25 protein-coding genes are annotated in these 26,644 nt (G+C 43.6%); 14 read left to right on the top strand and 11 right to left on the bottom strand.

The features are described from left to right. The first annotated feature begins 104 nt into the window (after positions 1–104). From kdpB to I5907_RS13540, 12 genes are all read left to right on the top strand, one after another. The gene (gene kdpB / locus I5907_RS13595; protein WP_196991359.1) at positions 105–2,159 is read left to right on the top strand and encodes a potassium-transporting ATPase subunit KdpB; all 2,055 of its coding nucleotides are present in this window, start codon (positions 105–107) and stop codon (positions 2,157–2,159) included. A 168-nt stretch (positions 2,160–2,327) separates the two neighbouring features. Then, positions 2,328–2,891, top strand: a complete 564-nt coding sequence (locus tag I5907_RS13590; RefSeq protein ID WP_196991358.1) for a K(+)-transporting ATPase subunit C — start codon at positions 2,328–2,330, stop codon at positions 2,889–2,891. Between the two features lie 77 nt (positions 2,892–2,968). Then, complete coding sequence (locus I5907_RS13585; RefSeq protein ID WP_196991357.1) at positions 2,969–4,051, top strand: porin; 1,083 nt, start codon at positions 2,969–2,971, stop codon at positions 4,049–4,051. 197 nt (positions 4,052–4,248) lie between these two features. After that, positions 4,249–5,376 (top strand): sensor protein KdpD, encoded by a 1,128-nt coding sequence (locus I5907_RS13580; protein ID WP_196991356.1) that lies wholly within the window; start codon positions 4,249–4,251, stop codon positions 5,374–5,376. Positions 5,377–5,407: 31 nt separating this feature from the next. After that, positions 5,408–7,138: a HAMP domain-containing sensor histidine kinase gene (locus tag I5907_RS13575; protein WP_196991355.1), complete on the top strand. Its 1,731-nt coding sequence runs from the start codon at positions 5,408–5,410 to the stop codon at positions 7,136–7,138. A gap of 383 nt (positions 7,139–7,521) precedes the next feature. Beyond that, positions 7,522–9,408 (top strand): BamA/TamA family outer membrane protein, encoded by a 1,887-nt coding sequence (locus I5907_RS13570; protein ID WP_231402107.1) that lies wholly within the window; start codon positions 7,522–7,524, stop codon positions 9,406–9,408. Positions 9,409–9,471: 63 nt separating this feature from the next. Next, positions 9,472–10,098: a class I SAM-dependent methyltransferase gene (locus I5907_RS13565; protein ID WP_196991354.1), complete on the top strand. Its 627-nt coding sequence runs from the start codon at positions 9,472–9,474 to the stop codon at positions 10,096–10,098. A 20-nt stretch (positions 10,099–10,118) separates the two neighbouring features. Then, positions 10,119–10,613 carry a DinB family protein gene (locus I5907_RS13560; protein ID WP_196991353.1) on the top strand — a complete coding sequence of 165 codons (495 nt, stop codon included), beginning with the start codon at positions 10,119–10,121 and terminating at the stop codon, positions 10,611–10,613. A gap of 12 nt (positions 10,614–10,625) precedes the next feature. After that, a complete protein-coding gene (locus I5907_RS13555) occupies positions 10,626–11,192 on the top strand; it encodes a pentapeptide repeat-containing protein (protein WP_196991352.1) in 567 nt (188 codons plus the stop codon). A 481-nt stretch (positions 11,193–11,673) separates the two neighbouring features. Continuing rightward, positions 11,674–12,072: a hypothetical protein gene (locus I5907_RS13550; protein WP_196991351.1), complete on the top strand. Its 399-nt coding sequence runs from the start codon at positions 11,674–11,676 to the stop codon at positions 12,070–12,072. A 438-nt stretch (positions 12,073–12,510) separates the two neighbouring features. Further along, complete coding sequence (locus I5907_RS13545; RefSeq protein ID WP_196991350.1) at positions 12,511–12,927, top strand: pyridoxamine 5'-phosphate oxidase family protein; 417 nt, start codon at positions 12,511–12,513, stop codon at positions 12,925–12,927. Between the two features lie 101 nt (positions 12,928–13,028). Further along, positions 13,029–14,183 carry an FG-GAP repeat domain-containing protein gene (locus tag I5907_RS13540; protein ID WP_196991349.1) on the top strand — a complete coding sequence of 385 codons (1,155 nt, stop codon included), beginning with the start codon at positions 13,029–13,031 and terminating at the stop codon, positions 14,181–14,183. 43 nt (positions 14,184–14,226) lie between these two features. Here I5907_RS13540 and I5907_RS13535 read toward each other — a convergent pair whose 3' ends face one another. From I5907_RS13535 to I5907_RS13510, 6 genes are all read right to left on the bottom strand, one after another. Further along, positions 14,227–14,787 carry an NUDIX hydrolase gene (locus tag I5907_RS13535; RefSeq protein ID WP_196991348.1) on the bottom strand — a complete coding sequence of 187 codons (561 nt, stop codon included), beginning with the start codon at positions 14,785–14,787 and terminating at the stop codon, positions 14,227–14,229. A 105-nt stretch (positions 14,788–14,892) separates the two neighbouring features. Further along, a complete protein-coding gene (locus I5907_RS13530; RefSeq protein WP_231402106.1) occupies positions 14,893–15,426 on the bottom strand; it encodes a YfiT family bacillithiol transferase in 534 nt (177 codons plus the stop codon). A 147-nt stretch (positions 15,427–15,573) separates the two neighbouring features. Next, positions 15,574–16,335: an ABC transporter ATP-binding protein gene (locus I5907_RS13525; protein WP_196991347.1), complete on the bottom strand. Its 762-nt coding sequence runs from the start codon at positions 16,333–16,335 to the stop codon at positions 15,574–15,576. A gap of 14 nt (positions 16,336–16,349) precedes the next feature. After that, the gene (locus I5907_RS13520) at positions 16,350–16,805 is read right to left on the bottom strand and encodes a GNAT family N-acetyltransferase (RefSeq protein WP_196991346.1); all 456 of its coding nucleotides are present in this window, start codon (positions 16,803–16,805) and stop codon (positions 16,350–16,352) included. 53 nt (positions 16,806–16,858) lie between these two features. Further along, on the bottom strand, positions 16,859–17,371 hold the full coding sequence (locus I5907_RS13515) for a CAP domain-containing protein (RefSeq protein WP_196991345.1): 513 nt from the start codon (positions 17,369–17,371) through the stop codon (positions 16,859–16,861). Positions 17,372–17,572: 201 nt separating this feature from the next. Next, entirely contained in the window at positions 17,573–18,622 is a 1,050-nt protein-coding gene (locus I5907_RS13510) for a 3-oxoacyl-ACP synthase III family protein (RefSeq protein ID WP_196991344.1), read from the bottom strand. A 57-nt stretch (positions 18,623–18,679) separates the two neighbouring features. Between I5907_RS13510 and I5907_RS13505 the strand changes: the two genes are divergently transcribed. After that, on the top strand, positions 18,680–19,144 hold the full coding sequence (locus I5907_RS13505) for a nuclear transport factor 2 family protein (RefSeq protein ID WP_196991343.1): 465 nt from the start codon (positions 18,680–18,682) through the stop codon (positions 19,142–19,144). Between the two features lie 135 nt (positions 19,145–19,279). Beyond that, positions 19,280–20,893 carry an acyl-CoA carboxylase subunit beta gene (locus I5907_RS13500; RefSeq protein WP_196991342.1) on the top strand — a complete coding sequence of 538 codons (1,614 nt, stop codon included), beginning with the start codon at positions 19,280–19,282 and terminating at the stop codon, positions 20,891–20,893. Between the two features lie 63 nt (positions 20,894–20,956). Here I5907_RS13500 and I5907_RS13495 read toward each other — a convergent pair whose 3' ends face one another. The 5 genes from I5907_RS13495 to I5907_RS13475 all read right to left on the bottom strand — a co-directional run bounded on the left by I5907_RS13495 (position 20,957) and on the right by I5907_RS13475 (position 26,604). Then, positions 20,957–21,979: a hypothetical protein gene (locus tag I5907_RS13495; RefSeq protein ID WP_196991341.1), complete on the bottom strand. Its 1,023-nt coding sequence runs from the start codon at positions 21,977–21,979 to the stop codon at positions 20,957–20,959. Between the two features lie 262 nt (positions 21,980–22,241). Continuing rightward, entirely contained in the window at positions 22,242–23,270 is a 1,029-nt protein-coding gene (locus I5907_RS13490) for a hypothetical protein (RefSeq protein WP_196991340.1), read from the bottom strand. Between the two features lie 431 nt (positions 23,271–23,701). Further along, positions 23,702–24,742, bottom strand: a complete 1,041-nt coding sequence (locus I5907_RS13485) for a response regulator (protein ID WP_196991339.1) — start codon at positions 24,740–24,742, stop codon at positions 23,702–23,704. Beyond that, positions 24,742–25,116 (bottom strand): response regulator, encoded by a 375-nt coding sequence (locus tag I5907_RS13480; RefSeq protein ID WP_196991338.1) that lies wholly within the window; start codon positions 25,114–25,116, stop codon positions 24,742–24,744. Before I5907_RS13480 ends, I5907_RS13485 begins: the two co-directional genes overlap by 1 nt. 96 nt (positions 25,117–25,212) lie before the next feature. After that, complete coding sequence (locus tag I5907_RS13475) at positions 25,213–26,604, bottom strand: sensor histidine kinase (RefSeq protein WP_231402105.1); 1,392 nt, start codon at positions 26,602–26,604, stop codon at positions 25,213–25,215. Positions 26,605–26,644 lie beyond the last annotated feature (40 nt).

The following is a 26,644-nucleotide window of genomic DNA, read 5'->3' as shown; positions in this document are numbered from 1 at the left end:
CTGGTGCGATGACCGCCCCTTGCTGAATAAAGTTCTGAACGTACAAGTGAGTGACACAACAGCAGCCGATAGTAGTAATACAGTTGAACAATAAAAAAATTATCATGTCTTCTCATAACAAAACAATGAAATTGTTTGAAGCATCTCTTGTAAAAGATGCGTTGAAAGAATCTTTTATCAAACTAAAACCGGGCACCATGGTCAAAAACCCGGTGATGTTTACCGTATACGTGGGCACTATTGTAATGCTGGCGGTGTGTGTATGGATTATTACCGGTGAGCAATCGCAGGGTAGCCTTGCGTACAACCTGGTGGTGTTTGCCATTCTGTTCTTAACAGTGCTCTTTGCCAATTTTGCGGAAGCAATTGCCGAAGCAAGGGGTAAAGCGCAGGCAGACAGCCTGCGTAAGACAAGGGAAGATACACCCGCAAAAAAAGTATTCGTGGTGGGGGAAATGTTTACCAACGAGATCAAAGAAGTGCCCTCTTCGCAATTAAAGAAAGGAGATTATTTTGTGTGCGATGCCGGCGATACAATACCGATGGATGGTGAAATCGTGGAAGGACTTGCTACCATTGATGAAAGTGCCATCACCGGAGAAAGTGCACCCGTGATAAGAGAAGCAGGTGGCGACAAAAGCTCTGTGACCGGTGGCACCAAAGTATTGAGCGATCATATTAAAGTGCGTGTTACAACAGAACCCGGCGAAAGTTTTCTCGATAAAATGATCGCGCTGGTAGAAGGTGCATCCAGGCAGAAAACGCCTAATGAAATTGCGCTCACTATACTGCTGGCAAGCTTTACATTGATCTTCCTGATCGTGTGTGTTACCCTTAAACCATTTGCCGACTATGCCAATACACCTATTACCATCGCGGCCTTTGTGTCTTTGTATGTGTGCCTGATTCCTACGACCATTGGCGGTTTGCTGAGTGCAATAGGTATTGCGGGTATGGACAGGGCATTGCGGGCAAACGTTATTACCAAAAGTGGTAAAGCAGTAGAAACTGCCGGTGACATAGACACCCTGCTGCTTGATAAAACCGGCACCATAACCATCGGCAACAGGAAGGCTACCAACTTCTGGCCGGCATCCGGCACAAACACTAAAGCGTTTATAGAAGCCTGCGTACTTTCATCGCTGGCAGATGAAACACCCGAAGGCAAATCAATTATTGAACTGGCAGAACAACAGGGTTTTAAAAAACCTGCCCTGCAGGAGCATAAAGTACACTTTATACCCTTTACTGCCGAAACAAGAAGCAGCGGTGTAGACATTGCGGGCGTACAGGTACGTAAAGGCGCATACGATGCTATCAGGAACAAAGTAGAAAAAGCAGGCAACAACTTTCCTGCAGAAATACTCAGTAAGACAAATGACATTGCAGAGAACGGCGGCACCCCGCTGGTGGTAAGCAGCAATAACCACGCTCTTGGTGTTATTGAATTGCAGGATATCATCAAACCCGGCATACAGGAGCGTTTTGAACGCTTGCGCAAGATGGGTGTAAAAACCGTCATGGTTACCGGAGACAATCCATTGACCGCAAAATTTATTGCCGGCAAAGCCGGTGTGGATGACTTTATTGCAGAAGCCAGGCCTGAAGATAAAATGAACTATATTAAACAGGAGCAGCATAGCGGCAAACTGGTGGCTATGATGGGTGATGGCACCAACGATGCACCTGCACTGGCACAGGCTGATGTTGGCGTAGCCATGAATAGCGGCACACAGGCTGCCAAAGAAGCGGGCAACATGGTAGACCTTGATAACGATCCCACAAAACTGATCGAAGTGGTTGAGATCGGTAAGCAGTTATTAATGACACGCGGTACGCTCACCACATTCTCCATCGCCAATGATGTGGCAAAATATTTTGCTATCGTTCCGGCATTGTTCATTACATCCATACCGGCGTTGCAGGCGCTCAACATCATGCATCTGAAAAGCCCTGAAAGCGCCATCTTATCTGCGGTCATCTTTAACGCCATCATCATCCCGATACTGATTCCGCTGGCATTGAAAGGTGTGCGCTATAAACCAATCGGCGCAAGCGCTTTACTCAGAAGAAATTTATTGATCTACGGTGTTGGCGGCGTTATCGTTCCGTTTATCGGCATAAAACTGATAGATATGCTGCTCGCACTGGTAATGTAATTTTATAGGTGTGGCCAAGGCGCCAGTGGTACTATTGGGCTGTGGTTGTGTCACTCACTTGTACGCCTGTCTCCTTATTCAACAACGATACTGCATATGCGGCAAAACGCTTAAACACGGTCTTCATCACCTTGCTGCAATGCATTCAACATTTAAAAAAATAGAACCATGAAAAAATATATAATGCAATCACTCAAGCTTACTTTAGTAATGATTGTGTTGTGTGCTGCTGTTTACCCGCTGGTCATTGCAGGCATTGCAAAATTCGCACCCGGTGGTGGCAAAGGTGAAACCGTTACAGTGAACGGGAAGATAGTTGGCTACGCTAATATTGGCCAGCGCTTTACCGCGGACAAATATTTCCGGAGCAGGCCTTCTGCTGTAGATTACAATGCTGCAGGTTCAGCAGGTTCCAACAAAGGGCCGGGCAACCCCGATTACCTTCAAACTGTACACGAAAGAATAGATACATTCCTGGCACATAATCCCGGTGTACAAAAAGAACAGATACCCGCAGAGCTTGTTACTGCTTCGGGCAGCGGGCTCGATCCTGACCTTTCGCCTGCTGCGGCCAGAATACAGGCAAAACGAATCGCGGCAACAAGAAAGATAGATGAACAGAAAATCATCCGGCTCATCGATCAGCAAACCCAAGAACCATTGTTAGGATTATTCGGCCCATCTAAAGTAAATGTGCTTAAACTAAACGCGGCATTGGATCAGTTACAATAAAACTACATGTAAACATTATGATGCTTACTGCGCACCAGATCATGTTGTATAGCTAACACAAAGAATCGATCAAAATCATGAAATCACTACTCATTACCGCAGTCACCACTGCCATCTCAGCATCAGTATTTGCACAGGACAGCACAAAAACAAACCCGCTTACCATAAGCGGTTATACAGAAGTTTACTACAGTTATGACTTTAATAAACCGGTCAACAATACCGGGGCAGGCTTTCTATACAGTTACAACAGGAACAATGAAATAAACCTGAATATAGGTTTCATAAAAGCCGCGTATAATACCGAAAGCGTGCGTGCAAATCTTGCCCTGGCTGCCGGAACATATGTAAATGCCAATTATGCAGCAGAACAGGGTGTACTCAAAAACATTTATGAAGCCAATGCAGGTATTAAGTTGTCAAAGAAAAGCGAGCTCTGGTTAGATGCAGGCATCTTCAGTTCCCATATTGGCTTTGAGAGCGCCGTTGGCAAAGACTGCCCAACACTAACCCGGAGCCTGCTGGCAGAAAACTCTCCATATTTTGAAACGGGTGCAAAGCTTGGCTATACATCACCAGACAGTAAATGGTTTCTGAGTGCTTTGTTGCTGAACGGCTGGCAACGCATTCAGCGCGTAGATGGTAATACAACGCCGGCTTTTGGCACACAGGTTACTTACAAGCCTTCTGAAAAAGTAACACTCAATTACAGCACATTTGCCGGCAACGACAAGCCGGATAGTGTAAAACAAATGCGCTATTTCCAGAACTTTTATGGCATCTTCCGGCTATCAGGTAAAATAGGCATAACAGCAGGTTTCGATTATGGCATGGAGCAACAAGCAAAAGGCACTTCAGAAATGAACCATTGGTATTCGCCTGTAATTATTGTGAGCATTGTACCAAATGAAAAAAATGCCATCGCACTAAGAGGAGAATATTACCGCGATGTAAACGGCGTAATCGTGCCAAGCAATACGCCCAACGGCTTCCGGACTTTCGGGTGGAGCATTAACTACGACCGAAAGCTATTGGAAAATGCATTATGGCGTATTGAATTGCGCAGCCTGCATGGCAAAGACAACTATTTCATTAAACAAAACAACGAGGTTACAAACAACAGCTTGTTCTTAACAACAAGCCTTTGCGTTGGTTTTTAACTGCGTAAAAATTTTGGTTTGAAACTACTACTGCGTATTCATTTCCATGAAAGGGCAGTTTTATTATATGATGCAAATTCGGAGAAGATTACCGGTCAATCTTCACTTCGGTTTTCGCATTTGTTGAGTATGGTTCCTGCAGTTGAAGAGTGCGACGCAACAACCGCTTAACAGTACCACTAAAGCCTGGTAACAAAATGACAAACGACAAAGAAAACAACGTGCAGCATTTTCTTGAGCTGATAAAAAAATCAAGAAAAGGCAAATTTAAAATCTACATAGGCATGAGTGCAGGTGTAGGTAAAACCTACCGCATGCTGCAGGAAGCACATGCATTGCTGCGCAATGGCATAGATGTAAAGATCGGGTACATAGAAACACACAACAGGAAAGAAACACATTCATTGCTCGATGGGCTGCCCCTGATACCCCGCAGGAAATTATTTTACAAAGGCAAAGAACTGGAGGAACTGGATGTACAGGCCGTAATTAGTTTACGGCCTGAAGTGGTTATTGTAGATGAACTGGCACATACCAATATTGAAGGCAGTAAAAATGAAAAGCGCTGGCAGGATGTGCTGGACATTCTTGAAGCAGGCATCAATGTAATCAGTGCCGTAAATATACAACACATCGAAAGCCTGAATGATGAAGTAAAAGACATCACCGGCATAGAAGTAAAAGAACGCATACCAGACAGTGTGGTGGCCCAGGCAGACGAAGTGGTGAACATTGATCTTACCGCCGATGAACTGATCACCCGGCTGAAGGAAGGAAAGATCTACGAAGCCGGCAAGATTGCCGCTGCACTCAGCAACTTTTTTAAAAGTGAACACATACTCCAATTAAGAGAACTGGCACTTAAAGAAGTGGCGGGCCATGTGGAGCGAAAGGTTGAAACTGAGATTACAAAAAATTATGCTGTAAAACACGAGCGTTTCCTGGCCTGCATCAGCAGCAATGAAACGACTGCAAAAACAGTCATCCGTAAAACAGCGCGACTGGCTAATTACTATAACAGCAAATGGTACGTGCTGTATGTACAAACGCCTGCTGAAAGTGTAAACAGGATTGCACTGGATAAACAGCGGTACCTCATCAATAATTTTAAACTGGCCACAGAACTTGGCGCAGAAATTATTAAAGTAGAAAACCCCAATGTGGCAAGGGCCATTATTGAACAGGCAGAAGAGCGAAACATCACCACCATTTCTATTGGCAAACCGCACCTGAACCTGCTGAAAGTGATCTTAGCCACCAATGTATTCAATGAACTATTGAGAAAGCTTTCTTTGACAGATATTGACCTTGTAATACTTAGTTAACAGAACTTTGTTGCAGCCACAACGCAGAAATATGAAGATCAAAATAAAACTTTTCCTCGGCCTGGGCATATTGTTTACCATGATAACGTTGCTTACCATACTAAGTACCATTTTCGTAAACAGGTTGTCTGCTGATACCAAAAATATTCTTGTTGCCAATTACAACACCATAGACTACTCCCGCAAAATGCTGATTGCGCTCAACAACGATCTTACCGATCCGGCAAATGCAGCCACCTTCTATGAAAACCTTGCAAAACAACAGGCCAACGTAACAGAACCGGGCGAGCAGGAACTAACCATGCAGCTAACGCAACACTACAAACAACTGCTGCAAAACTTTGCTGATGGCGGCCTGCAAAAAGCATTGCACAAAGATGTTACAGATATTATGTTGCTGAACATGGAAGCCATTCAGCGTAAAAGTAACGTGGCAGAAAAAACAGTTGACAATGCCTTTGTATGGATCGGCATTACGGGCGGCATTTGTTTTTTAATAGCGTTTACACTGCTCATTAACCTGCCTGGTAATGTTGCAGACCCCATTAAAGAACTGACTGAAAGCATACAGGAAATAGCTGCGCAGAATTATTCCCGCCGGGTGCATTTCGATAAGCAAAACGAGTTTGGAGATCTTGCCCGTGCCTTCAACACCATGGCCAAAAAACTGGAAGAATACAAAGCCAGCAACCTGGAAAAGCTGATGATCGAAAAGAAACGGATTGAAACACTGATCAACAATATGACGGACCCCGTAATTGGGCTCGATGAACAAAAGAATATTCTTTTTATGAACAATGTTGCCCTGCAGATTACCGGTTTACAAAATACCGACACCCTGGGCAAACCTGCGCAGGACATAGCCGTGCGCAACGACCTGGTGAGATCACTGATCCAGGACCTTTTTAGCAGTGAGCAACTGCCACACACTGCGCCGGTAAAGATTTTCGCCGATAATAAAGAAAGTTATTTTGAAAAAGAGATTATTCCCATCAACATTGTACCTACCGGCGAAACGGCAGAAAAACTGATCGGCAATGTAATAATGCTCCGCAATGTAACGCCTTATAAAGAACTGGATTTTGCCAAAACAAATTTTATTGCAACCGTATCGCACGAATTAAAAACACCAATCTCTGCTATAAAAATGAGTGTGCAGTTGCTCGAAAATAAACAGGTTGGTTTGCTAAACGAAGAACAGCAAAGCCTGCTGGAAAGCATAAAAGATGATGCCAGCCGTTTGCTAAAAATAACAGGTGAACTGCTAAACATGACACAGGTAGAAAGCGGCAGCATACAATTGTCTGTGATGCCGGGCGAACCTGCCGAGATCATCGGCTATGCAGTAAATGCCAACAAAACAGCCGCCGATGCAAAGCATATAAAGCTCGATGTATCCGTACCGGCTGACGCAAAAAAGGTATTGGCCGATACAGAAAAAACCGCGTGGGTGCTGAATAACCTTATCTCCAATGCCATTCGCTACTCGTACGAATATGCCACGATTTTTATAAATGTAACACAGGAAGGCAGCACCACAAAGTTTGTTGTAAAAGACAGCGGCCAGGGCATTCCGCCTCAGTATGTACACAAAATCTTTGACCGCTACTTTAAAGTGCCGGGAAGCAAAAAAGAAGGCACCGGCCTTGGCCTCAGTATCAGCAAAGAATTTATAGAAGCACAGGGCGGGCACCTGGCGGTAGAAAGCGATCTTGGTTCAGGCAGCACCTTTACGATCGTTTTGCAAAATGTAACGGCGTAGCAAGGCCGGTAAATGCATTTGTTTGCCGGCAATTATTCATTGGGCATCGCCTGTTGTGTCACTCACTTCAGGGTTCCGTTTTTATGGCAACTGCAGGGCTGCACTTTTACAATCGTCTTATAAATGCGTGTCTCACGCTTGTTGCAATCTTCCCTGTACATTGCACAGTGGCTGTAGCAATATTTACACATCCAGTAAAAAAAAGCGGCACGAATAACCAGCCCGGGTACCATGCAGCCGGGCAGCACCCTTGCTGCATAAAGATTCTGCCGTACAAGAGTGCGACGCAACAGGTGTATAATAGTAGTAATACAGCCGGGTACATCATTGCCTTTGTAATTTGGCTTTTCTATTGCATATAGTTTTCATGAACTTTACACCACATGAAGACAGCAGGTTGCTACGGTAGCTTTGGTTTAAGACAAATGTTGCACACATGGTTTGTGTTGTTTGCTGTTTTATTGTGTTGTGAAAGCGGTTTTGCGCAGGACAAAGACAATGATGACGATGATAGTACCCAACCGAGGAGCTCGAACATTTTAAGGCTTGCATTGAATGCCGTAAAAAAATCATCGCCGGATTCTGCAAAAGAAAGCAATGTATTAAATGCCCGTAGTGAGTTGCAGTTTTTACCGTACCAGGGCAAGATCATCAGGAACATTTACATCAATACATACGGGTTTGAAAGAAATTTCGCCGACACCTCGAAGCCGGTTGACTACTACGGCACCCGCCTGCTCAACCGCCTGCACCACGATACAAGAGACTGGGTAATACGCAACAATCTTTTTATAAAAGAATCTACCGCAATAGACCCCTACCGCATGGCAGACAATGAACGCCACCTGCGTTCGCTGGAATTTATACAGGACGTGCGCATTTTTGTGCGGCGTATACCACACCAAAAAGATTCTGTGGATGTTTACGTGATCACCAAAGATTTTTTTAGTCTTACCGGCGAGCTGAATGACCTGAGCACCGGTAAAGTTAAAGCTCGTATTGCAGACGCAAATGTTGCGGGTATGGGCCAGCGTGTGCAGTTTACGGCCCTATGGTCTAAAGACCGCCGGCCGGGCTTTGGTTATGAAGTACTGTACAGGAAAAATAATATTGCCAATACGTTTATCAATGCCACGGCCATACTGAGTAAGATAAAACCAGATCTCAGCCAGGGGCTTGAATCGGAAAATGCGTGGCTGTTTAATATCGAAAGACCATTGGTATCGCAGTATTCGCACATGGCAGGCGCCGTAACGGTGGGGCATAACCAGAGCGAAAACGCTTACCAGCGCCCGGACAGCTCTTTTTATGGCTATACCTATAACGTATACGATGCATGGCTTGGTTACAACCTTGGCATAAAAACATACCCAAAAAACAAAGCCTATACAAACCGGTTCTTTTTAAGTGGCAGGTATTTCAATTACAACTTCGACCAGAGGCCACTGCCCGTGTGGCAGAAATATAATTTCAGGTACGATAACAGGCAGGCAATGCTGGCCCAGTTTACATTCTTCAGGCAGAACTTTTACAAGGCGAACTACATATTTGGCTTTGGTACCACAGAAGACATACCTTATGGTTACAACATTGCTTTTACTGCGGGCTGGTATAAACAAAATGATCTTACAAGGCCATATGTTGGTATAGATGCCAACCGGTATATAGCAAGTGACCGCGGATTTTTTACGCAGTACTTCCTGCGTACGGGTGGCTTTTTAAATGGCGGCCGTATGCAGGATGCAAGCGTTCTTGCCGGTGGCAGTATGTTCAGCCCGCTTTTCAACTTCAGGCACATGAAGATAAGGCAGTATGTAAGGCTAAGCTATACCAAACAAATCAACCGCGTGGGGCTTGACCCGCTTACGATCAATAACCCTTTTGGCCTGCGTTATTTTGGCTCCGATTCTGCAAGGGGTGACCAGCGCATCAGCTTTCACTCAGAAACCTTTTTCTTTCTTAACACAAAGATCTTCGGCTTTAAGCTTTCCCCTTTTGCATTTGCAGATGCTGCAGCCCTTACACCCGAAAAACAAAATTTTGCAAAAACAGACCTGTATTACGGCCTGGGATCGGGCATGCGCATACGTAACGAGAACCTCGTGTTTAACACTGTGGAGTTCAGGCTGGCCTATTTTCCCAGAAAGATTAATGAAGAAGCATTCAGGATAACGATTGCGGCAAACATCAGGTTTCGTTATAACAACAGCTATGTAAAAGCGCCCGATATTATACAGCTGAACAATGATGACATCAACAATATTTTCTGATCTCCGTTTTCATGATTCTTTGTGTAGATTACTTCAATAAATTGCGCTGGTAAAAACAATGTTATGAATGTTCAGGATGCTTATGATCATTGGGCTTCGCAATACGACAGCAATGACAATAAAACCCGGGACCTCGAAGCTGTTTCCCTGCGCGAAACACTTGGCGGCATTGCATTTGAGCGCTGCCTGGAAATTGGCTGCGGTACGGGAAAAAATACAGCATGGCTGGTTACAAAAGCTTCTGAAATAGTTGCCGCAGACCTTTCAGCAGCCATGTTGCTGAAGGCAAAGGAAAAGATCAGCAGCAGCAACGTAACTTTTATACAGGCTGATATTACCAAACCGTGGACCTTTACCAATAAACAGTTTGACCTTATTGGGTTTAGCCTTATACTCGAGCATATTGAAGAGCTGGGCCATATTTTTAAAGAAGTACGGAGGCATTTGAAACACGGCGGGCATCTTTACATCAGCGAGTTGCACCCGTTTAAACAATATACAGGCAGCAAGGCAAGGTTTGAAACAGCCGATGGTGTGCAGGTAGTAAACTGTTATAACCACAACATATCAGATTTTACCAGCCTTGCAGTACAAAACAATCTGGCTATTGTTACCATAAATGAGTATTTCGACAACAACGACCGCACTACCCTGCCGCGCCTCTTTACCATGCTTTGTAAAGCAGTATAAAACATACCAAAAAGACCTTTATGAAATACACAATAAACGATGGCTTTCCTTACTATATAGAACTGGTGGAAGGCAAAGACTATAAAAAATTATTTGCACAAAAAACGGGCATACACTGGTTTAGAACGATCAATGAACAGCAGTCTCAATACACGTACGAGCCTGGCAAATGGACTGTAAAACAAATCATTGGTCATATAGCAGATCATGAACGCATCATGATGTACCGCGCCCTGCGTTTTAGCCGTAAAGACCAGACCCTGCTGGCCGGCTACAACCAGGAACTTTTTGTAGCAAACAGCTCTTACAATGCGCTGGCTTTTGAACATATTGTAGATGACCTGGAGAATGTACGCAATGCAACCAACAGCTTTATCCATTCGCTTACAACCGAGCAATTGCAGCTTACCGGCACAGCCTGGAAATACGAGCTTACAGTAGAAGATTTTCTCAAAGCAACCATTGGCCACGAGCTGCACCACATCAACGTTTTGCGGGAAAAATACCGGCTTTAACACAGGATTTTTATGGAATACCAGGACAAAACTTTTGACAAGATCTTTTTTAAAGAAACCGGTTTTACCAGGGCGGAGTATGATAATTGTGTGTTTAATAACTGCGACCTTTCTGAAACAAATCTTAGCGGAAGCCTTTTTATAGATTGTATTTTTGACGGGTGCAACCTAAGCCTTGCCAAACTGGGTGATACCATTTTCAGGGATGTGGTATTTAAGGCATGCAAGATGTTTGGTCTGCGGTTCGACGATTGTAACGCTTTTGGATTGCAGTTCTCGTTTGATCACTGCCTGCTTAACCACTCTTCTTTTTACAAAACCAGGATTAAACAAACAAATTTCTCACACACGCAACTGCACGGGGTAGACTTTACAGCCACAGATCTTACAGCATGTATTTTCAACGAATGCGATTTTAGAGATGCAAATTTTGACGAGACGATTCTTGAAAGAGCTGATCTCACCACCGCTTACAATTATGCTTTTGACCCCGAAAAGAATAAAATAAAAAAAGCAAGCTTTTCTGCGCCTGCTGTGCTGGCCTTACTGGGCAAATACGATATCAGGATAAAAGGATAGTACGTTACCGGCTTTGGTACATGTGGCATCGCCTGTTGTGTCACTCACTTGTGCGTACCGTTTTTATGGCAGCTTGTGCGATCTGTTGTTATAAACCTGTGCCGGTAAAAAATGAACTGTCTTGTACACATACGGCTGGCATTACCACGCCGTTAAACAGCCGGAACGCCGCAGCCGCCATAAAAGAGGAACCCTGAACCGAGCGTGGCAACAGGCGATGCCATGAAATGCTATACATGACACCATCATTAATTTCATTTTCAACATAGGCACAGGCTACCGCCAAAAGAAGAATTTTACCAGCACTCAGTGTAATGAATAATGGCAGACGCAACCATTTGTACGGTTTTTACAACCCTTCAATTTTACTGTGCGTTTAAGAGCAACTGAGTTTACGCGGAAAGTAAAGCCGGGCCCGGCATTGGAAAAATAAAAACAAAAAATGGGCACACTATTTTCATTACAATCAAAAACATTTACTATGAAAAATGACAAAAACCTTCAATTCATCACCCGGTCAATATCAGATACAGGCCAGTTAATCATCTATCGTAATTTCGGCAACGACCGCAAACAGGCTATCGGTATTAAAAACGAATTTCAGGTAGACGAAGATGGCCTTTTACATATTCCGCTTAGTTCCCAATATGAGGAAAATATTACTACATCTGTTTTTCCTGTGGAGTTGTTTTTCTATAAAAAGGGCAAACCTTTTTATTTAACAGCCAATGGTTTTGCCATGAAGGAAAAAAGTGAAGAAAATTCTCAGTTATCCGTTAAAATGGAAAATGTTGAATTTGTTGATACAGCAGATTACAGCAATAACAGCTTTGGCGGTTTTTTACGTAAGAGCGTAAAAATGATGGCGTCTTTTATGTAAACCAATATTGCGTCCGCTTACAGTATTGCTCCATAGTACAATTGAAATGTATTGATCATTTTTACACCTCAAAGAAAATAAATACCACTAAACCGCTTGCAGCAACAGGCTTACAGGCTGTGCCACTATACTGCATTTTATACCGCATACGTGATGATGTATATATTTTTTCTCTAAAAAATATAGCAATTGCATATGCCGGATGTTTTCCGACCTACATGTTCATGTAGTTGATGGGGGAAATGTTTGTAAGTATGTTTGCACAGCAAATTAATCACGTACCTGTGAAAATATCTTCCCTTAATCTTTCTATTATATACATATTATTTAGCCCGTACTCTTGTATGTAAACCTGTGCTAACCGTGCAGGTTTTTTTCATCTTGTATACTTTATAAAAAACTGGTCTGCGCTTTGTTTTTATAGGCTGTAAAAAAGATATGGAACAGAAAACATTAAGGTATATCAGTGCCAAGATGAAAAACATTGACATCTGTATGTTTACCACCAAAAGCGGCAGAGGCAGGTTATTATCCAGACCAATGAGTAATAACGGTGACGTAAAATACGATGGCAATTCGTTCTTCTTCACTTTCCAGGAATCGCAAAAGGTTAAAGACATACAGGAAGACAATGCTGTAAATCTTGGCTTTACCACCAAAGACAATATGTACATCGCAGTCTCCGGCAAAGCAAAACTCATTAAATCTAAAACAGTAATGCAGGAGCATTGGGTTGATTCTTTGAACGAATGGTTTAAAGACGGCGTAGATACACCGGGCATCGTGTTGATACAGGTAAAAGCCAATAAGATTACATACTGGCAAAAGATGAAACAGGGAGAGATTAAACTATAAACATTCTGCTAAAAGATGGGCTATCAAAGCCCATCTTTTTATTTGTACCAATACCTCGGGCACATCAGATATATTTGAATAATCAATCGATCTGCTTTGTTATGAAAAGAAACCACGTTATAACGCTTTTACTTGCATCAGTTATTACGGTTACCTGTACCAGTCAGCCCGCCATCACTTTTAAGAAACACATCATTAGTGCAACATTTGTATCCGAAGGTGTGGCAACGGGTGATGTAAACAATGATGGTAACACAGATATACTGGCCGGCAATTATTGGTACGAGGCTCCTTCCTTTAAACCACACATGTTACATGCAGATACCGTAAACCCTGTACCTTCTTACAGTACTACTTTTTTAAATTATACACTGGATGTAAATAATGACGGCTGGATAGATCTTATCCGTTTTGATCAGCCGGGAGCCGAATGCGCCTGGTACGAAAACCCGCAACACAAACAGGGGCTTTGGCAAAAACACCTGATCCTTGCCGGTGCCGGCAATGAAAACCCTGCCTTTGCAGATGTGGATGGTGATGGCCGGAATGATATTATTTGCAATGATACCCTCGCAAAAGAAGTGATCTGGCTCAGGGCACCTGTTGCTCCACGAGATACGGCCTGGCAGCGCACTGCCATAAGCCGTAACAAAAACCTGGGCACCCACCGTTACACGCATGGCCTCGGCTTTGGAGATCTTGACCAGGATGGCAAAAAAGATGTATTGCTGAAAAGTGGGTGGTGGCAATCACCTGTTAATCCTTTAACACCGGATTGGACTTTTACCGCCGCCGATTTTGGAGATGACTGCGCCAACATGTTTGTGCTCGATGCCGATAAAGATGGCGATATGGATGTGATCACTTCATCTACGCACAATTATGGTATATGGTGGCATGAACAAAAAAGATCTGACAGTAAAACGGTATGGGAAACGCACCTCATCAGCAAACAGTTTTCGCAGTCGCATGCATTGGCAATGGAAGATATAAACGGAGACGGCAACCCCGATCTTATTACCGGCAAGCGCTACAAAGCACACAACGGCGGAGACCCTGGTACAGATGAACCGGCCGTGTTGTACTGGTTTGAATACATACCCGGCCGGCAACCAAGGTGGCTACCACATGAGATAGACAATAACTCCGGTATTGGCAACAGCTTTGCAGTTACAGATCTGAATAAGGACGGGCTGCCGGATATCATTGTCTCCAATAAAAAAGGCGTGTATTATTTTGAGCAGTCAGGCAAATAAAAAAAGGCTGCCGGTGCAGCCTTTCAACATTGTTAGTGTTATGTTATGTGTATTTCAATTTATCCAGGTACCTGAGCGCATAAAAAATTGTTGAGAGGTGCATTGATTGTACAATGCGTCTTTCTTCCACCAGTTGCAAAAGTTCTTCCATCGTCACTTCAAATACTTCTATTTCTTCATTATGGTCAAGCACCTGTTCCTGTATTTTTCTGCCACCAAGTGCAATAAACATATGCATTAAATTGCTGTTGGTAGAGGGGTTGGCAGAAATACGCCCGAGGTAATGCACGGTTTCAAAAGCATAGCCTGTTTCCTCCAGCAGTTCCCTGCGTATACCGTCTTCCGGCGTTGCGTCTGTATCATCTACGCAGCCACCGGGTATCTCTATACAAACCTCTCCCAGTGCCTGCCTGTATTGTTTTACAAGAATTACTTTGCCCTCTGTTGTTACCGGCACTGCCGTTGCCCATTCAGGAAATTCAAACACATAGTAATTGTCTACAATCTTACCATCCGATTTCTCACAGGTATCTTTTCTAACGGTAAACCATTGCTCCCTGAACAAATATTCCGATGATAATGTCTTCCATGTTAAATCACCCATCTGTTGTTACCTCCGTTCCCAAAAAGGATTTTATTGTTGATCAATGTTTATAGCTGTCTCCGTTCACTGCCTCTTGCCTCTTGCCACTTCTCACCTTGCCTCTTTCTACCACCCCATTCTTTCCCGCAGTGCAGTTATGTGCCGCAGGTGATGTTTACCATGCCATGCATACATACCCAGCAGGTGCCACAGGCTCATCTTCCTGCCGTGTTCAGGATGCACAACGGTACGCTCCCATTCATCTTCGCTTAGCTCTTTTATGGTATTGTACCATCGTTGATGCAACGCATGCAGCAGCGTCAGCGAAATGTTGATGGGCAAAGTCTTTACATCATTCAGTTGCGCCCATTTATTTTCATCATAAGGCTTTATAGTAGGGTTATCTTCAGTAAGCCCCAGCCTGAAACGGATGTAAGCATTCATATGACTGTCTGCTACATGGTGTACAAGCTGGTGCACCGTCCATCCACCATCCCGGTAAGGCGTTTGCAACTGGTCCTCATCCAGGTTTTGTACGGCTATCTCCATTTCGCCGGGCAGAAATTTTATGTCCAGCAGCCAGGCCTCTTTTTGCCTGTGCGAAAAAGGCTGCGGCGTATAACTGCCAATCGGGTAGCGCAGATCATCTTGCATAAACATGTTGTTTTATTTGGTTACCGGCTGTAGTACGTTGTGGCATCACCTGTTGTGTCACTCACTTGTGCGTTCGGTTTATATGGCGACTACAGCGATCTGGTGGTTGTCATCAACAGTGCTGCCATCCGCGCCTGCCCGCTCTTCGCACTATTATCCTTCTCTCCACTCCTTACCTGTAAGCTGTATAAACACATCTTCCAGGTTGGCTTTCTTTACCTGCTTTGGTCTTTCAAATCCTGTGTCAACAAGATCATCGATCAGTTTATCAGGCGAGGCCAGGGAAATAATTCTGCCCGTATCAATAATGGCCACACGATCGCACAATATCTCGGCTTCGTCCATGTAATGCGTGGTAATGATCACCGTTGTGCCGCGGTCGCGTATACTGCGGATGAGATCCCACAGGTTTCTGCGTGCCTGCGGGTCAAGGCCGGTAGTGGGCTCATCCAGAAAAATGATTTTTGGGTTATTGATAAGCGTGGTAGCTATTGAAAAACGTTGCTTCTGTCCGCCACTCAGCTCTTTGAATTTATTGCCCGCTTTGTCCCGCAGGTTTACGGTATCCAGTAACTCATTTACATTCACCGGGCGGTTATATAAACCTGCAAAAAGATGTATGAGTTCTGTGAGTTTTAACCCCGGGTAATAACCTGCGGTTTGCAATTGCACACCAATGATCTTTTTTATATCGTTTGGTTGTGTATCAAGGTTAAATCCATCCACGATCACCTCGCCGCTGGTCTTTTCACGCAAGGTTTCTATGATCTCCAGCGTGGTAGATTTACCGGCACCGTTGGGGCCAAGCAAACCAAATATTTCACCTTCCTCCACATCGAAACTAATGCCGTTGACTGCTGTAAAATCGCCGTATTTTTTTACCAGGTTTTTTACCGAAATAATCGTGTTGCCCATAACTGCGTAATGAGCTATAAAGATAGCTCCATTTTTATATCTGCCGTAAGGAAAGGCGCATCGGTAACAGATACATGCGTAAAGCCATATTTCCTATACAATGCTATTGCGGTTGTTAGCTGACTGTTGGAAAACAGGATGAGTTTGGTAGCATGCAGCAGCCTGGCTGTCTCAATACATTTTTCCAATAACATTTTACTGATGCCTTTGCCCTGGAATGGTGCAGTCACCGTCATTTTAGCCAGTTCGAATACACCTTCGCCTTCGTTGATAATGGCAGCACTGCCAACGATTTCATCTCCGGCTTTTGCCAGGAAAATGGCACCGCCACTTTCGAGAATTGTTTTACGTGGATTGTTCAGAATAAGCAGGTCATGAGACTCGGTAAGATTATAATGATCGAGCCATGCAAGGTTCATCACTTTGAATACTGCCGCATATTCATCTGAGTAAGGTATAATTTCTATCATACTTAATCATTTGTACAGACAAAGTACAGAGAATACGATAAAGCAACGCTAATTTATTTAAGCATGAATATCTGTGTAAAATATAAATAGCCATCCCTGCTTTGGGCAATGCCAATACCCATCATGGAAAAGTTGCCTTCTATATTTTTACGGTGGCCGCTGCTTTCCAGCCACATGTCCATTACTTCTGCTGCGCCTATTTTTCCATAAGCCACATTTTCTGCTGTGGCGCGTAAACCGCCAAGTTGTTTATTCAGCGACTGCATACGCTGGCTAAAGCCCCCATGACCAAAACCCACTTTTCCTTTAGCCATATCTGCACTATGCCTGGTAGCTTCCGCACTGGCAACTTCATTCATCTGCAGGGCTTTTAAACCAAGTGATGCACGGTGTTTATTGACAAGCGCAAGAATATCGTGTTGCAGCGCTTTTATATCAACAGTTGAAGTTTGGCTGGTAACAGATGATGCCACGCGTCTTTGCGCACATGCAGGAAAAGTTGCTGTAACAGCAAATAAAACCAATAATGCTGTGCCGGAAATTTTTGAAAATAAGCTGGTATTCATTAGTGCAAATAAAAGCATTTGCAATGCCGCTTTTTGTCAATAAAGCTTTAAAAAAATCCCGCTGACCGTAGATGCATCAGCCGCACCAGCGGTAATGGCCTTCGCTTATGTCTACGCACAAGCCTCAACACAGATCCTGCAGTACAAGAGTGCGACGCAACGGAAGCTTAATGCGTGTTCAACAGCCGGGCCCATAAAAAACTACCACCTTATTAACCCGCTGGCCCATGTGTAGCCACTTCCAAAAGCTGCAAAACAGATGAGATTGCCTTCGGTAATACGGCCGGCCTGGTATGCCTCGTATAAGGCAATAGGAATGGATGCTGCGGTGGTGTTTCCGTACTGCTGAATATTATTGAATACCTGGTTGCCCCGAAGCTGTAGTTTTTTTTGTACAAACTGGCTGATGCGCAGGTTTGCCTGGTGTGGTATGAGCAAATCGAGATCATTGACGGTGTAGCCATTTGCGGTAAGTGCTTCGTTTACTACCTCGGGGAATTTTTCAATGGCTTTTTTGAACACTGCCTGTCCATCCATGGTGGGATAGAAATCGTGGTTTGCCACCTGGTCGGGCGTTACAAACATGCCGCCATATGGTTTACCCGGCACGGGCGGCCTTCGGTTATTGTTGTACAGCCCGCTGTGAAAACCGGGATTGATCATGGCGAGCATTTCTGCATCTGCCCCATTGCTGTGCAAATGCGTGCTGAGAATTCCCTGCCCGGGATTGGTTGCAGGCCGCAGTACAACCGCACCTGCACCATCTCCAAAAATCACAGATACATTTCTGCCTTCATCACTAAAATTCAAGCCGAGTGAATGCGCTTCTGCACCAACGAGCAGGATATTTTTATACATACCCGTTTTAATAAACTGGTCGGCAATACTAAGGCCATAAACAAAACCGCTGCATTGGTTGCGTACATCCAGTGCGCCTATCTCCCTCATTTGTAAAGCGCGCTGCAGCAATACACCGCAGCCCGGGAAATAATAGTCGGGGCTAAGCGTGGCAAAAATGACGAAATCAATATCCTGTGGCGTAAGTCCGGCATTTTCTATTGCCTGAGCCGCGGCCTTTGTACCCATGGTGGCGCTCGACTCTTTGTAACGTGTTACGTATCTGCGTTCATTGATGCCGGTGCGTTCTTTGATCCATTCATCGCTAGTATCTATTATGGCAGCAAGATCGTCGTTCGTTACAATATTCTCCGGTACATACATGCCTATACCGGCAATCTTTGTTCGGGTCATATAACAGGGTTTAAATTTTTATGTGATCACTTCAACTTTAAATAATACATTTATTGTATGTCTTCAAACACAGCACTGATCAAAGCATTTTACGAGGCTTTTCGAACTAAAGACTACAAAACCATGCAGGCTTGTTATGCAGATAATGCCACCTTCAGGGATCCGGTTTTTAAAGACTTAAATTCAGAACAAGTTAAAGCAATGTGGCAGATGTTGCTAACAAAAGCTACGGATTTACATATCGAATATGCAAACATTTCTGCAAACGAGCATAACGGAAGTGCCGAATGGACAGCTAAATACACGTTTTCAGGTACCGGAAATAAAGTAATCAATCATATTAAAGCATCATTTGTTTTTGGTGATGGAAAAATCCTTCAACATACAGATACATTTAATTTTCGTACCTGGGCAGGCCAGGCTTTGGGAACAAAAGGAAAGCTGCTTGGCTGGACATCTTTTTTGCACAACAAAGTTTCTGCGCAGGCCCGGAAAAACCTCGAGCGTTTTATGCGGCATTAGCACAACCGGGCAGGCAGGTAATACCTGTTGCCGTTAATTTGCATAGCTAAACCACAACTTCAGTTTACACAACACACGTTTTCCTTTCGCCTACCGCCTTATCATTACCCTATCTTTGTTTTATAACGATTTGCTATGAATATAGAATTCAACAGGAATGAAGACTGGATGAAAATTTTGTGGAGTGATGCACGCCAGAAGCTGGATGCGATAAAACTTGGCGGCGGAAAAAAATCCATAGAAAAACAACACGAAAAAAATAAGCTTACTGCCCGGGAAAGGGTTACCTACCTCTGCGATAAGAACAGACCTGTTATTGAAATTGGTGCATTTGCAGGCTATGAAATGTATGAAGAGCAAGGCGGTTGCCCATCGGGTGGAACGGTTGCCGTTGTTGCATATGTAAGCGGCAAACAATGCGTAGTAGTGGCCAATGACCAGACTGTAAAGGCAGGCGCGTGGTTTCCCATTGCATGCAAAAAGAACCTGCGTATGCAGGAAATTGCCATGGAGAATCATTTACCTGTAATTTACCTTGTAGACAGTGCCGGTGTCTTTTTGCCTATGCAGGATGAAATATTCCCTGATAAAGAACATTTTGGCCGCATCTTTCGCAACAATGCACGCATGAGTGCTATGGGCATTACACAGATTGCCGCTGTAATGGGTGCGTGTGTTGCAGGTGGTGCGTACCTGCCCATTATGAGTGATGAAACGCTGATGGTGCAGGGTAATGGCAGCATCTTTCTTGCCGGTCCTTACCTGGTAAAAGCTGCCATTGGTGAAGACATTGACGCAGAAACCCTTGGCGGTGCGGTAACACATACAGAGATCAGCGGGATTGCAGATTATAAATTTGATACTGAAGAGGAGTGCCTGGACGAAATCAAAAAAATAATGGCCAAAACAGGTGAGCCGCAAAATGCGGGTTTTAACCGCGTGGCAGCCAGCCTGCCACTGAAAAATACCGAAGAACTATATGGTATTATGCATGTAAACAATGGCAAGCCCTACGATATCACAGACATTATAGAACGTATTGTAGACAATTCTGATTTTGACCAGTTTAAAAAAGATTATGGCAAAACCATTGTCTGCGGCTACGCACGCATAGACGGGTGGGCCGTAGGTATAGTGGCCAACCAGCGCCTGATAGTAAAAAGTAAAAAAGGTGAAATGCAGATGGGTGGCGTTATCTACAATGATAGTGCTGATAAAGCAGCACGATTTATTTTGAATTGCAACCAGAAAAAAATTCCACTGGTCTTTTTACAGGATGTAACCGGCTTTATGGTAGGCAGCCGTAGTGAGCATGCAGGAATTATAAAAGATGGCGCGAAGCTGGTAAATGCGGTAGCCAACAGCGTTGTGCCAAAAATTACAATCATAATTGGCAACAGTTTTGGCGCCGGCAATTATGCAATGTGCGGTAAGGCGTATGACCCAAGGTTTATTTACGCATGGCCGTCGGCAAAGATTGCCGTAATGGGTGGCGAACAGGCCGCGAAAACATTGATGCAAATACAACTTGCCGGTAAAACCGTGAGTGAAAGTGAACAGACAACTTTATTGCAGCACATTAAAACGAAATACGAAAAACAAACGGCCGTATACTACGCTGCGGCAAGGCTATGGGTAGATAATATTATTGACCCTGCCTCTACACGTACACATATTGCTGAAGCCATCAGCGCTGCTAACCATAACCCTTCTATGAGTGATTTTAAGACCGGCGTTTTCCAGGTATAATTACGACCCGCTATTATAAAAAAAGGGTTACATACTTTGTAACCCTTTTGTATTGACTTTATGCTAACGTATAGCATTTTTGTATGCCTGGCCCAAAGGTGTAAGTTTTGTTCCCTGCTCATTTGCCAGCGGATAAGAGTCGCTGCTGTTGTTATCTGAACGCGGTATGAAATAACGGTAGCCACCTGCTTTAAAAGCATTTACAGCACTCGTCATCAAACTTGCAGATGTATTGTGGCTGTTATATTCATTACACATTACCTGTTTGCCGGTTGTGCGTCTTAAAAAATCCGCCACTTCTTCTGCAGCGCCTGGCTGAAACTGGTTAGCATTTCTCTGGTTAGAAAATGGCGCCTTGGTATGCAGGTTGATAAAATCCAGGTCGATTGTTTTAAAAGCCTCGATTAGTTTTTTTGTTTCTTCATAATTGGTGCCTCTGCCTGTGCCGTACATCACCTGTCTTGTCAATTCGAGGTTGAGACCGCCGTCTGCTACTTTTATACCTCTTTGTTTGCATACCTCCACTGCCACTTTAAGCTGGTTTATGTAGTCTTCAATCGGGCCACTATGAAACACGTCTGTCGTTGGTTCATTTTCTATGACCGCCACTTCAGGATGATACTTGTCTAACACTGCAGATAGTTCTTTCCTGTATTCTTTCATATCTGTAGGAAAAGGCACCGGCTTTCTTTTACCGGCAGGCCCTGAAACGTGGCCCCAGTTGAGGTTGAGCAGAATCTTATAGCCAGCATCCCGCCACTTTTCATACGCTTTATCTGTTTGAAAATGGCTTTCGAGAATGATTGCATAACGCACAACATTTACATTGAGCAACTGCATTGTTTTCATTTTCTGATCTATAGTACCTCCTGAAATGAGTGCACCAAACTCTGTTGGGGCAGATGCAGCTAACGCACTTACACTTTGCGCACTCAACGCACTGGCTTCATTTAATTCACTTTCAGAAGAGGTGACTTCTTTTTTACACGAGGAGAAAAAAATACCTAAACACATTACACCTGATAACACGGATTTGCTTAACGGCATAGCAATGCCGATACCTTGGGGGTTCAATCTTAACTTCATTACTTGGGGTTTTTGAAATTAGCTGGAATAGATTCCTTTTGGTTTTGCCTGTTACGTAAAGACGCGGTGAGCCGACAAAAAATAAACCAAAGCGGCATTTTATGGGTGCTATTTTTATAAAAAATAAAATCTTAAGGTGTTATTAGAAACATATGAGAAAAATACATGGCCGAAAGTATACAGCGCATGGGAACGCTATAAAAAAATAATATCCGCAGTGCATCTTCACTGCGGATATTATTATAAACAAATAAAAATGTAACTACTTAATAGCCTCTTTATAAGAAACACCGAGACTGGTCAGTTTGGTGCCGGTTGTGTTAGCAAGCGGGTAAGAGCCGTTGCCTGAATTATCTGAACGCGGTACAAAATATTTGTATCCGCCATTTTCAAAGGCCTGTGTGGCAGATGAAATGAGTGATGTAGATGTATTCTCGTTGTTATACTCATTACACATTACCTGTTTGCCTGTTTCCTGGCGCAGGAAGTCTGCCACAGATTCTGCAGCACCTGGTTGAAATATATTGCCATTACGCTGGTTAGAAAAAGGTGCTTTGGTGTGAATGTTTACAAAGTCGAGGTCTATGGTTTTGAACGCTTCTATCAGCTTCTTTGTTTCTTCGTAGTTTGTACCACGACCAGTTCCATTCATTACCTGCTGGCAAAGTTCCAGGTTAAGACCACCATCTGCTACTTTTATGCCTCTGGCTTTACAAACCTCTACGGCAACTTTAAGTTCTTCTATGTAATCTTCTATAGGGCCGCTGTGAAATACATCTGTTGTTTCTTCATTTTCAATTACCGCAACTTCGGGGTGATACTTGTCTAAAATGGCTGTAAGCTCTATGCGGTATTCTTTAAGATCTGTTGGAAAGGGAACGGGCTTTTTATTGCCTTTGTTGTTGGTAACGTGGCCCCAATTCAGGTTGCAAAGTATTTTGTAACCGGCATCGCGCCATCTTTCATAACCTTTGTCTTCAGATATATGGCTTTCAAGCACAATAGCATAACGCACTGTACCAACACCTAACATATCCATTACATTCATCTTATCTGGTATTTCGCCATCTGCAATAAGTGCACCCCAGTCTGTACCGGCCGCAACTGCATTGCTTGCAGACATGGCAGACAAGGCTGAAGCTGATTCTTCAGTAGCAGCAAGCGCTTCTTCTGAGGGAGCAATTTCCTTTTTACAACTTGTAATTAACGCAAATAATGCAATGATGAGAAAAGATGATTTTACAGTAGGCATAAGTATGCCTTTACAATCATGGGATGATTGAACTTTCATTACGATGGGGGTTTTAAATTAGAATAGATTCTTTTGACAACTGTTACTTGGGGGCTGCAGTCCTCTTGTAAAACTTGTTTTGCGAAAAGCAAAAACCAATCCAAATGCGGCTTTCAGAGAAATTTTTTTTGAAAAAAAATCAGAATAAGCGAAAAAAATTATTAACAGATGTGATTTAATTACAATCTGTGGAAAGTTTTTTACAGAACTAACGATCGGTAGATAAACAACGGGCAGCAATAAAATAAGGGTGCAGTAATTACAACGCTATAGTGTATGTGTAAACGAGGCGTGCAGGTATTCAATGCAGAGATAATATAAGAGCTTTTGCTTCGGTCTTCGCGTTGCCCGGCCGGGTTGATGCAGTTGAAGAGTGCGACGCAACAGAAGCCCAATGCTTCTGCTGCAGCCGGGTACATCATTAAAAAAAACTAATCCATTACTTCGTATATGGCAACTGGTACGTTCTTATTTTTTAAACTTACCTCCCCCAAAGGCTTGCAGTTGAATGACTCTTTTACCTTCTCGTAAGAAGATTGGGCAATCAGCAACTGGCCTGCTTTTGCAACGCTCTGCAGGCGTTCTGCTGTATTTACCACATCGCCGATTACGGTATAATCGAGGCGGCGCAGTGTTGCCGAACCAATATTGCCGGAGATGAGTTCGCCGCTGTGTATACCAATGGCTACGTCTGGCCTGAAGCTGATGCCGTCTGTTTCTGCCGGTAATTTCTCTATAGATGACCTTACTGTAAGGCATGCTTCAATAGCACGATCGAGATGAAAATCTCCACGGAAAACAGCCATGATCGCATCGCCAATAAACTTATCGATATGGCCGCCCTGCGCAATGATCTCTTTTACCATTACGTCAAAATATTTATTGAGCAGTTTAACCACTGCATCAGCGGGTTCTGTTTCTGTAATGGCGGTAAAGCTGCAGATATCCAGGAATGCAACCGTTGCTTCTATGGTATCATTTACCATGAGGGATGACTCGAACTCCTGCTTGTTCATAAACTTGAGTACCGTTTCATCTACATACATACGCAGGATGTTATTTTCCTTGATAGCCTGCATGGTTTTGTGCAACTGGTTTACATAATCAATGGTTTTATTCATGGTTATCTCGAGGTCTTCGAAATTAACCGGCTTGGTTACAAAATCGAATGCACCGCGGTTCATGGCAGTACGAATGTTGTCCATGTCTCCATAAGCTGATACGATGACTGCTTTTATAAGCGGGCTTACTTCATGCAGTTTAGATAACAAGGTAAGGCCGTCCATAATGGGCATGTTAATATCACTGAGCACCACATCTATGTCTTTATGCTCGGCCAGTTTATCCAGTGCATCGCCACCATTTACTGCAAACAGGAACTGGTAGCGGTTTTCCCTGATCTGCTTCCTGAATTTTTGCTTGATCAGCGCTTCCAGGTCTGTCTCGTCATCTACCACCAATATTTTCGCCATTAGTTGATATGTTTAAGTTTTTCTTTTAACAGATTAAAATCGAGCGGTTTGGTCAAAAAATCATCGGCGCCATACTCCATGGCATGGTTGTAATTTTCTTCATCGCCATACGCGGTAACCATCATTACTTTGGGCGGCGGGTTTTCATAATCTTTCTTTATAACCCTCAGCAATTCCAGCCCGCTCATGCCGGGCATATTAATATCAGATAATATCAACACAGCTTCATGCATGTGGTGGTTGAGATAATTCAATGCCTCTTCGCCGGAGAAAGCAAAGGCAAACTCCATCTCATGATTTTTTATTTCTTTCCTGAATTTTAGCTGGAAGAGCGTTTGTATATCTGTTTCGTCGTCAACAACCAGAATTTTCATAGCGTATGTTATATATTAATAATTATGAGCCGGTCCCCTGTACTTCGTGGCATCGCCTGTTGCGTCGCACTCCTGTACTGATGGTATTTCATGGCATCAGCTTCCGGGTATAACAGGCGCTGTTGTTACCGGCAAAGTAATGATAAAAGCAGTGCCCTCATTTTCTGTTGTTTCAACCTTTAACTCGCCACCATGCCCCTTTGTAATAATATCATAGCTCAAAGAAAGGCCAAGCCCCGTGCCCTGCCCGGTAGGTTTGGTAGTAAAGAAAGGTTGGAATATTTTATCAATGATCTTTTGCGGTATACCGTTGCCATTATCTTTTATTACTACTTCAATTTTATCGCCCAGGTTTTTTGTAATCACCTGTACTGTAGGTTCAAAATGAACCGGACTGCCCTCTCCTGCCACCGGCTTAAGGTGTTTCTTTTTTTCAGAAACAGCGTAAAATGCATTGTTGATAAGGTTAAGTATGACCCGGCCAATATCTTGCGGTACCACATTTATTTTACTTACCGATGTGTCAAAATTAGTTTCGAAGCGGGCATTGAAGGTTTTATCTTTTGCACGAAGGCCGTGATAAGAAAGGCGCAGGTATTCGTCTGCCAGGGCGTTTATGTCGGTAAGTTCTTTTTGCCCGCTGCTGGTACGGCTGTGCTGCAACATTCCTTTTACAATGCCGTCTGCACGCTTGCCATGGTGGTTAATCTTTTCAAGGTTTTGTATTACATTATCGGCCAGTTCTTTGGCTTCACCTGTATTGCCATTGTCCAGCTCAGTTTTCATTTCATCGAGCAACTCTTTGCTCACCTCTGAAAAATTGTTTACAAAATTCAGCGGGTTTTGTATCTCATGAGCTATGCCTGCTGTAAGCTCTCCAAGGCTGGCCATTTTCTCGCTTTGTATCAGTTGTGCCTGTGTCGCTTTTAATTCATTCAATGCCACCTCAAGCTCTTCTTTCTGCCTGGTTAAGGCGGCGGTACGTTCGGCCACCTGTATTTCCAGTTCAGCCTTCATGGAAGACATTATTTTATTGTTTCTTTCTTCCTCGGCAACCTTGGCCTTTGCCTTATCCAGTTCTTTTTTCTGCCTCACCGTAACAATCCATACCCCTACCCCCCAAATGATCGTAAATACCTGGATCATTTCCAGGAAATCGTCCCACTCTTTATAAAAGGACGGCATTACCGCCTTTATGATGTTGATAATGATAGAAACAATAATATAAGGTGCAATAGCCAGGTAAATAGACTTAACCTTTTTAAATACCGGCTGTGTGTACAGCAGGTAAATAAGCCCGATAATTGCCAGTTGCCCCAGTATAACAAACACAATGGTGTACTTATAAGATACAATGGATGCCACGAAAAGGCCCATGGTAATATAGGATGCAAGCTTTAACCGCTTTTCCCACTGCGGTTCAATATTTTCGCTGCGCAGGCTTTTGTACACAAAACGGCAAACAAAATATATGAGTAAGAATTCCATACAGCCTGCAAAATACAATACTAATCAATACATCGATGTG

Origin of the sequence: Panacibacter microcysteis (assembly GCF_015831355.1) — a bacterium.
Taxonomy (GTDB): domain Bacteria; phylum Bacteroidota; class Bacteroidia; order Chitinophagales; family Chitinophagaceae; genus Panacibacter; species Panacibacter microcysteis.
This window is presented reverse-complemented; position numbering and strand designations above follow the sequence as displayed.

Bases quoted from the DNA above. Each gene is read 5' to 3' on its own strand.
- I5907_RS13575 (WP_196991355.1), top strand. From the start codon at position 5,408: ATGAAGATCAAAATAAAACTTTTCCTCGGCCTGGGCATATTGTTTACC.
- I5907_RS13510 (WP_196991344.1), bottom strand. From the start codon at position 18,622: ATGACCCGAACAAAGATTGCCGGTATAGGCATGTATGTACCGGAGAAT.
- kdpB (WP_196991359.1), top strand. From the start codon at position 105: ATGTCTTCTCATAACAAAACAATGAAATTGTTTGAAGCATCTCTTGTA.
- I5907_RS13565 (WP_196991354.1), top strand. From the start codon at position 9,472: ATGAATGTTCAGGATGCTTATGATCATTGGGCTTCGCAATACGACAGC.
- I5907_RS13530 (WP_231402106.1), bottom strand. From the start codon at position 15,426: ATGTTTATGCAAGATGATCTGCGCTACCCGATTGGCAGTTATACGCCG.
- I5907_RS13570 (WP_231402107.1), top strand. From the start codon at position 7,522: ATGAAGACAGCAGGTTGCTACGGTAGCTTTGGTTTAAGACAAATGTTG.
- I5907_RS13500 (WP_196991342.1), top strand. From the start codon at position 19,280: ATGAATATAGAATTCAACAGGAATGAAGACTGGATGAAAATTTTGTGG.
- I5907_RS13555 (WP_196991352.1), top strand. From the start codon at position 10,626: ATGGAATACCAGGACAAAACTTTTGACAAGATCTTTTTTAAAGAAACC.
- I5907_RS13525 (WP_196991347.1), bottom strand. From the start codon at position 16,335: ATGGGCAACACGATTATTTCGGTAAAAAACCTGGTAAAAAAATACGGC.
- I5907_RS13535 (WP_196991348.1), bottom strand. From the start codon at position 14,787: ATGGGTGATTTAACATGGAAGACATTATCATCGGAATATTTGTTCAGG.
- I5907_RS13585 (WP_196991357.1), top strand. From the start codon at position 2,969: ATGAAATCACTACTCATTACCGCAGTCACCACTGCCATCTCAGCATCA.
- I5907_RS13545 (WP_196991350.1), top strand. From the start codon at position 12,511: ATGGAACAGAAAACATTAAGGTATATCAGTGCCAAGATGAAAAACATT.
- I5907_RS13475 (WP_231402105.1), bottom strand. From the start codon at position 26,604: ATGGAATTCTTACTCATATATTTTGTTTGCCGTTTTGTGTACAAAAGC.
- I5907_RS13485 (WP_196991339.1), bottom strand. From the start codon at position 24,742: ATGGCGAAAATATTGGTGGTAGATGACGAGACAGACCTGGAAGCGCTG.
- I5907_RS13495 (WP_196991341.1), bottom strand. From the start codon at position 21,979: ATGAAGTTAAGATTGAACCCCCAAGGTATCGGCATTGCTATGCCGTTA.
- I5907_RS13520 (WP_196991346.1), bottom strand. From the start codon at position 16,805: ATGATAGAAATTATACCTTACTCAGATGAATATGCGGCAGTATTCAAA.
- I5907_RS13560 (WP_196991353.1), top strand. From the start codon at position 10,119: ATGAAATACACAATAAACGATGGCTTTCCTTACTATATAGAACTGGTG.
- I5907_RS13550 (WP_196991351.1), top strand. From the start codon at position 11,674: ATGAAAAATGACAAAAACCTTCAATTCATCACCCGGTCAATATCAGAT.
- I5907_RS13580 (WP_196991356.1), top strand. From the start codon at position 4,249: ATGACAAACGACAAAGAAAACAACGTGCAGCATTTTCTTGAGCTGATA.
- I5907_RS13490 (WP_196991340.1), bottom strand. From the start codon at position 23,270: ATGAAAGTTCAATCATCCCATGATTGTAAAGGCATACTTATGCCTACT.
- I5907_RS13480 (WP_196991338.1), bottom strand. From the start codon at position 25,116: ATGAAAATTCTGGTTGTTGACGACGAAACAGATATACAAACGCTCTTC.
- I5907_RS13540 (WP_196991349.1), top strand. From the start codon at position 13,029: ATGAAAAGAAACCACGTTATAACGCTTTTACTTGCATCAGTTATTACG.
- I5907_RS13505 (WP_196991343.1), top strand. From the start codon at position 18,680: ATGTCTTCAAACACAGCACTGATCAAAGCATTTTACGAGGCTTTTCGA.
- I5907_RS13515 (WP_196991345.1), bottom strand. From the start codon at position 17,371: ATGAATACCAGCTTATTTTCAAAAATTTCCGGCACAGCATTATTGGTT.
- I5907_RS13590 (WP_196991358.1), top strand. From the start codon at position 2,328: ATGAAAAAATATATAATGCAATCACTCAAGCTTACTTTAGTAATGATT.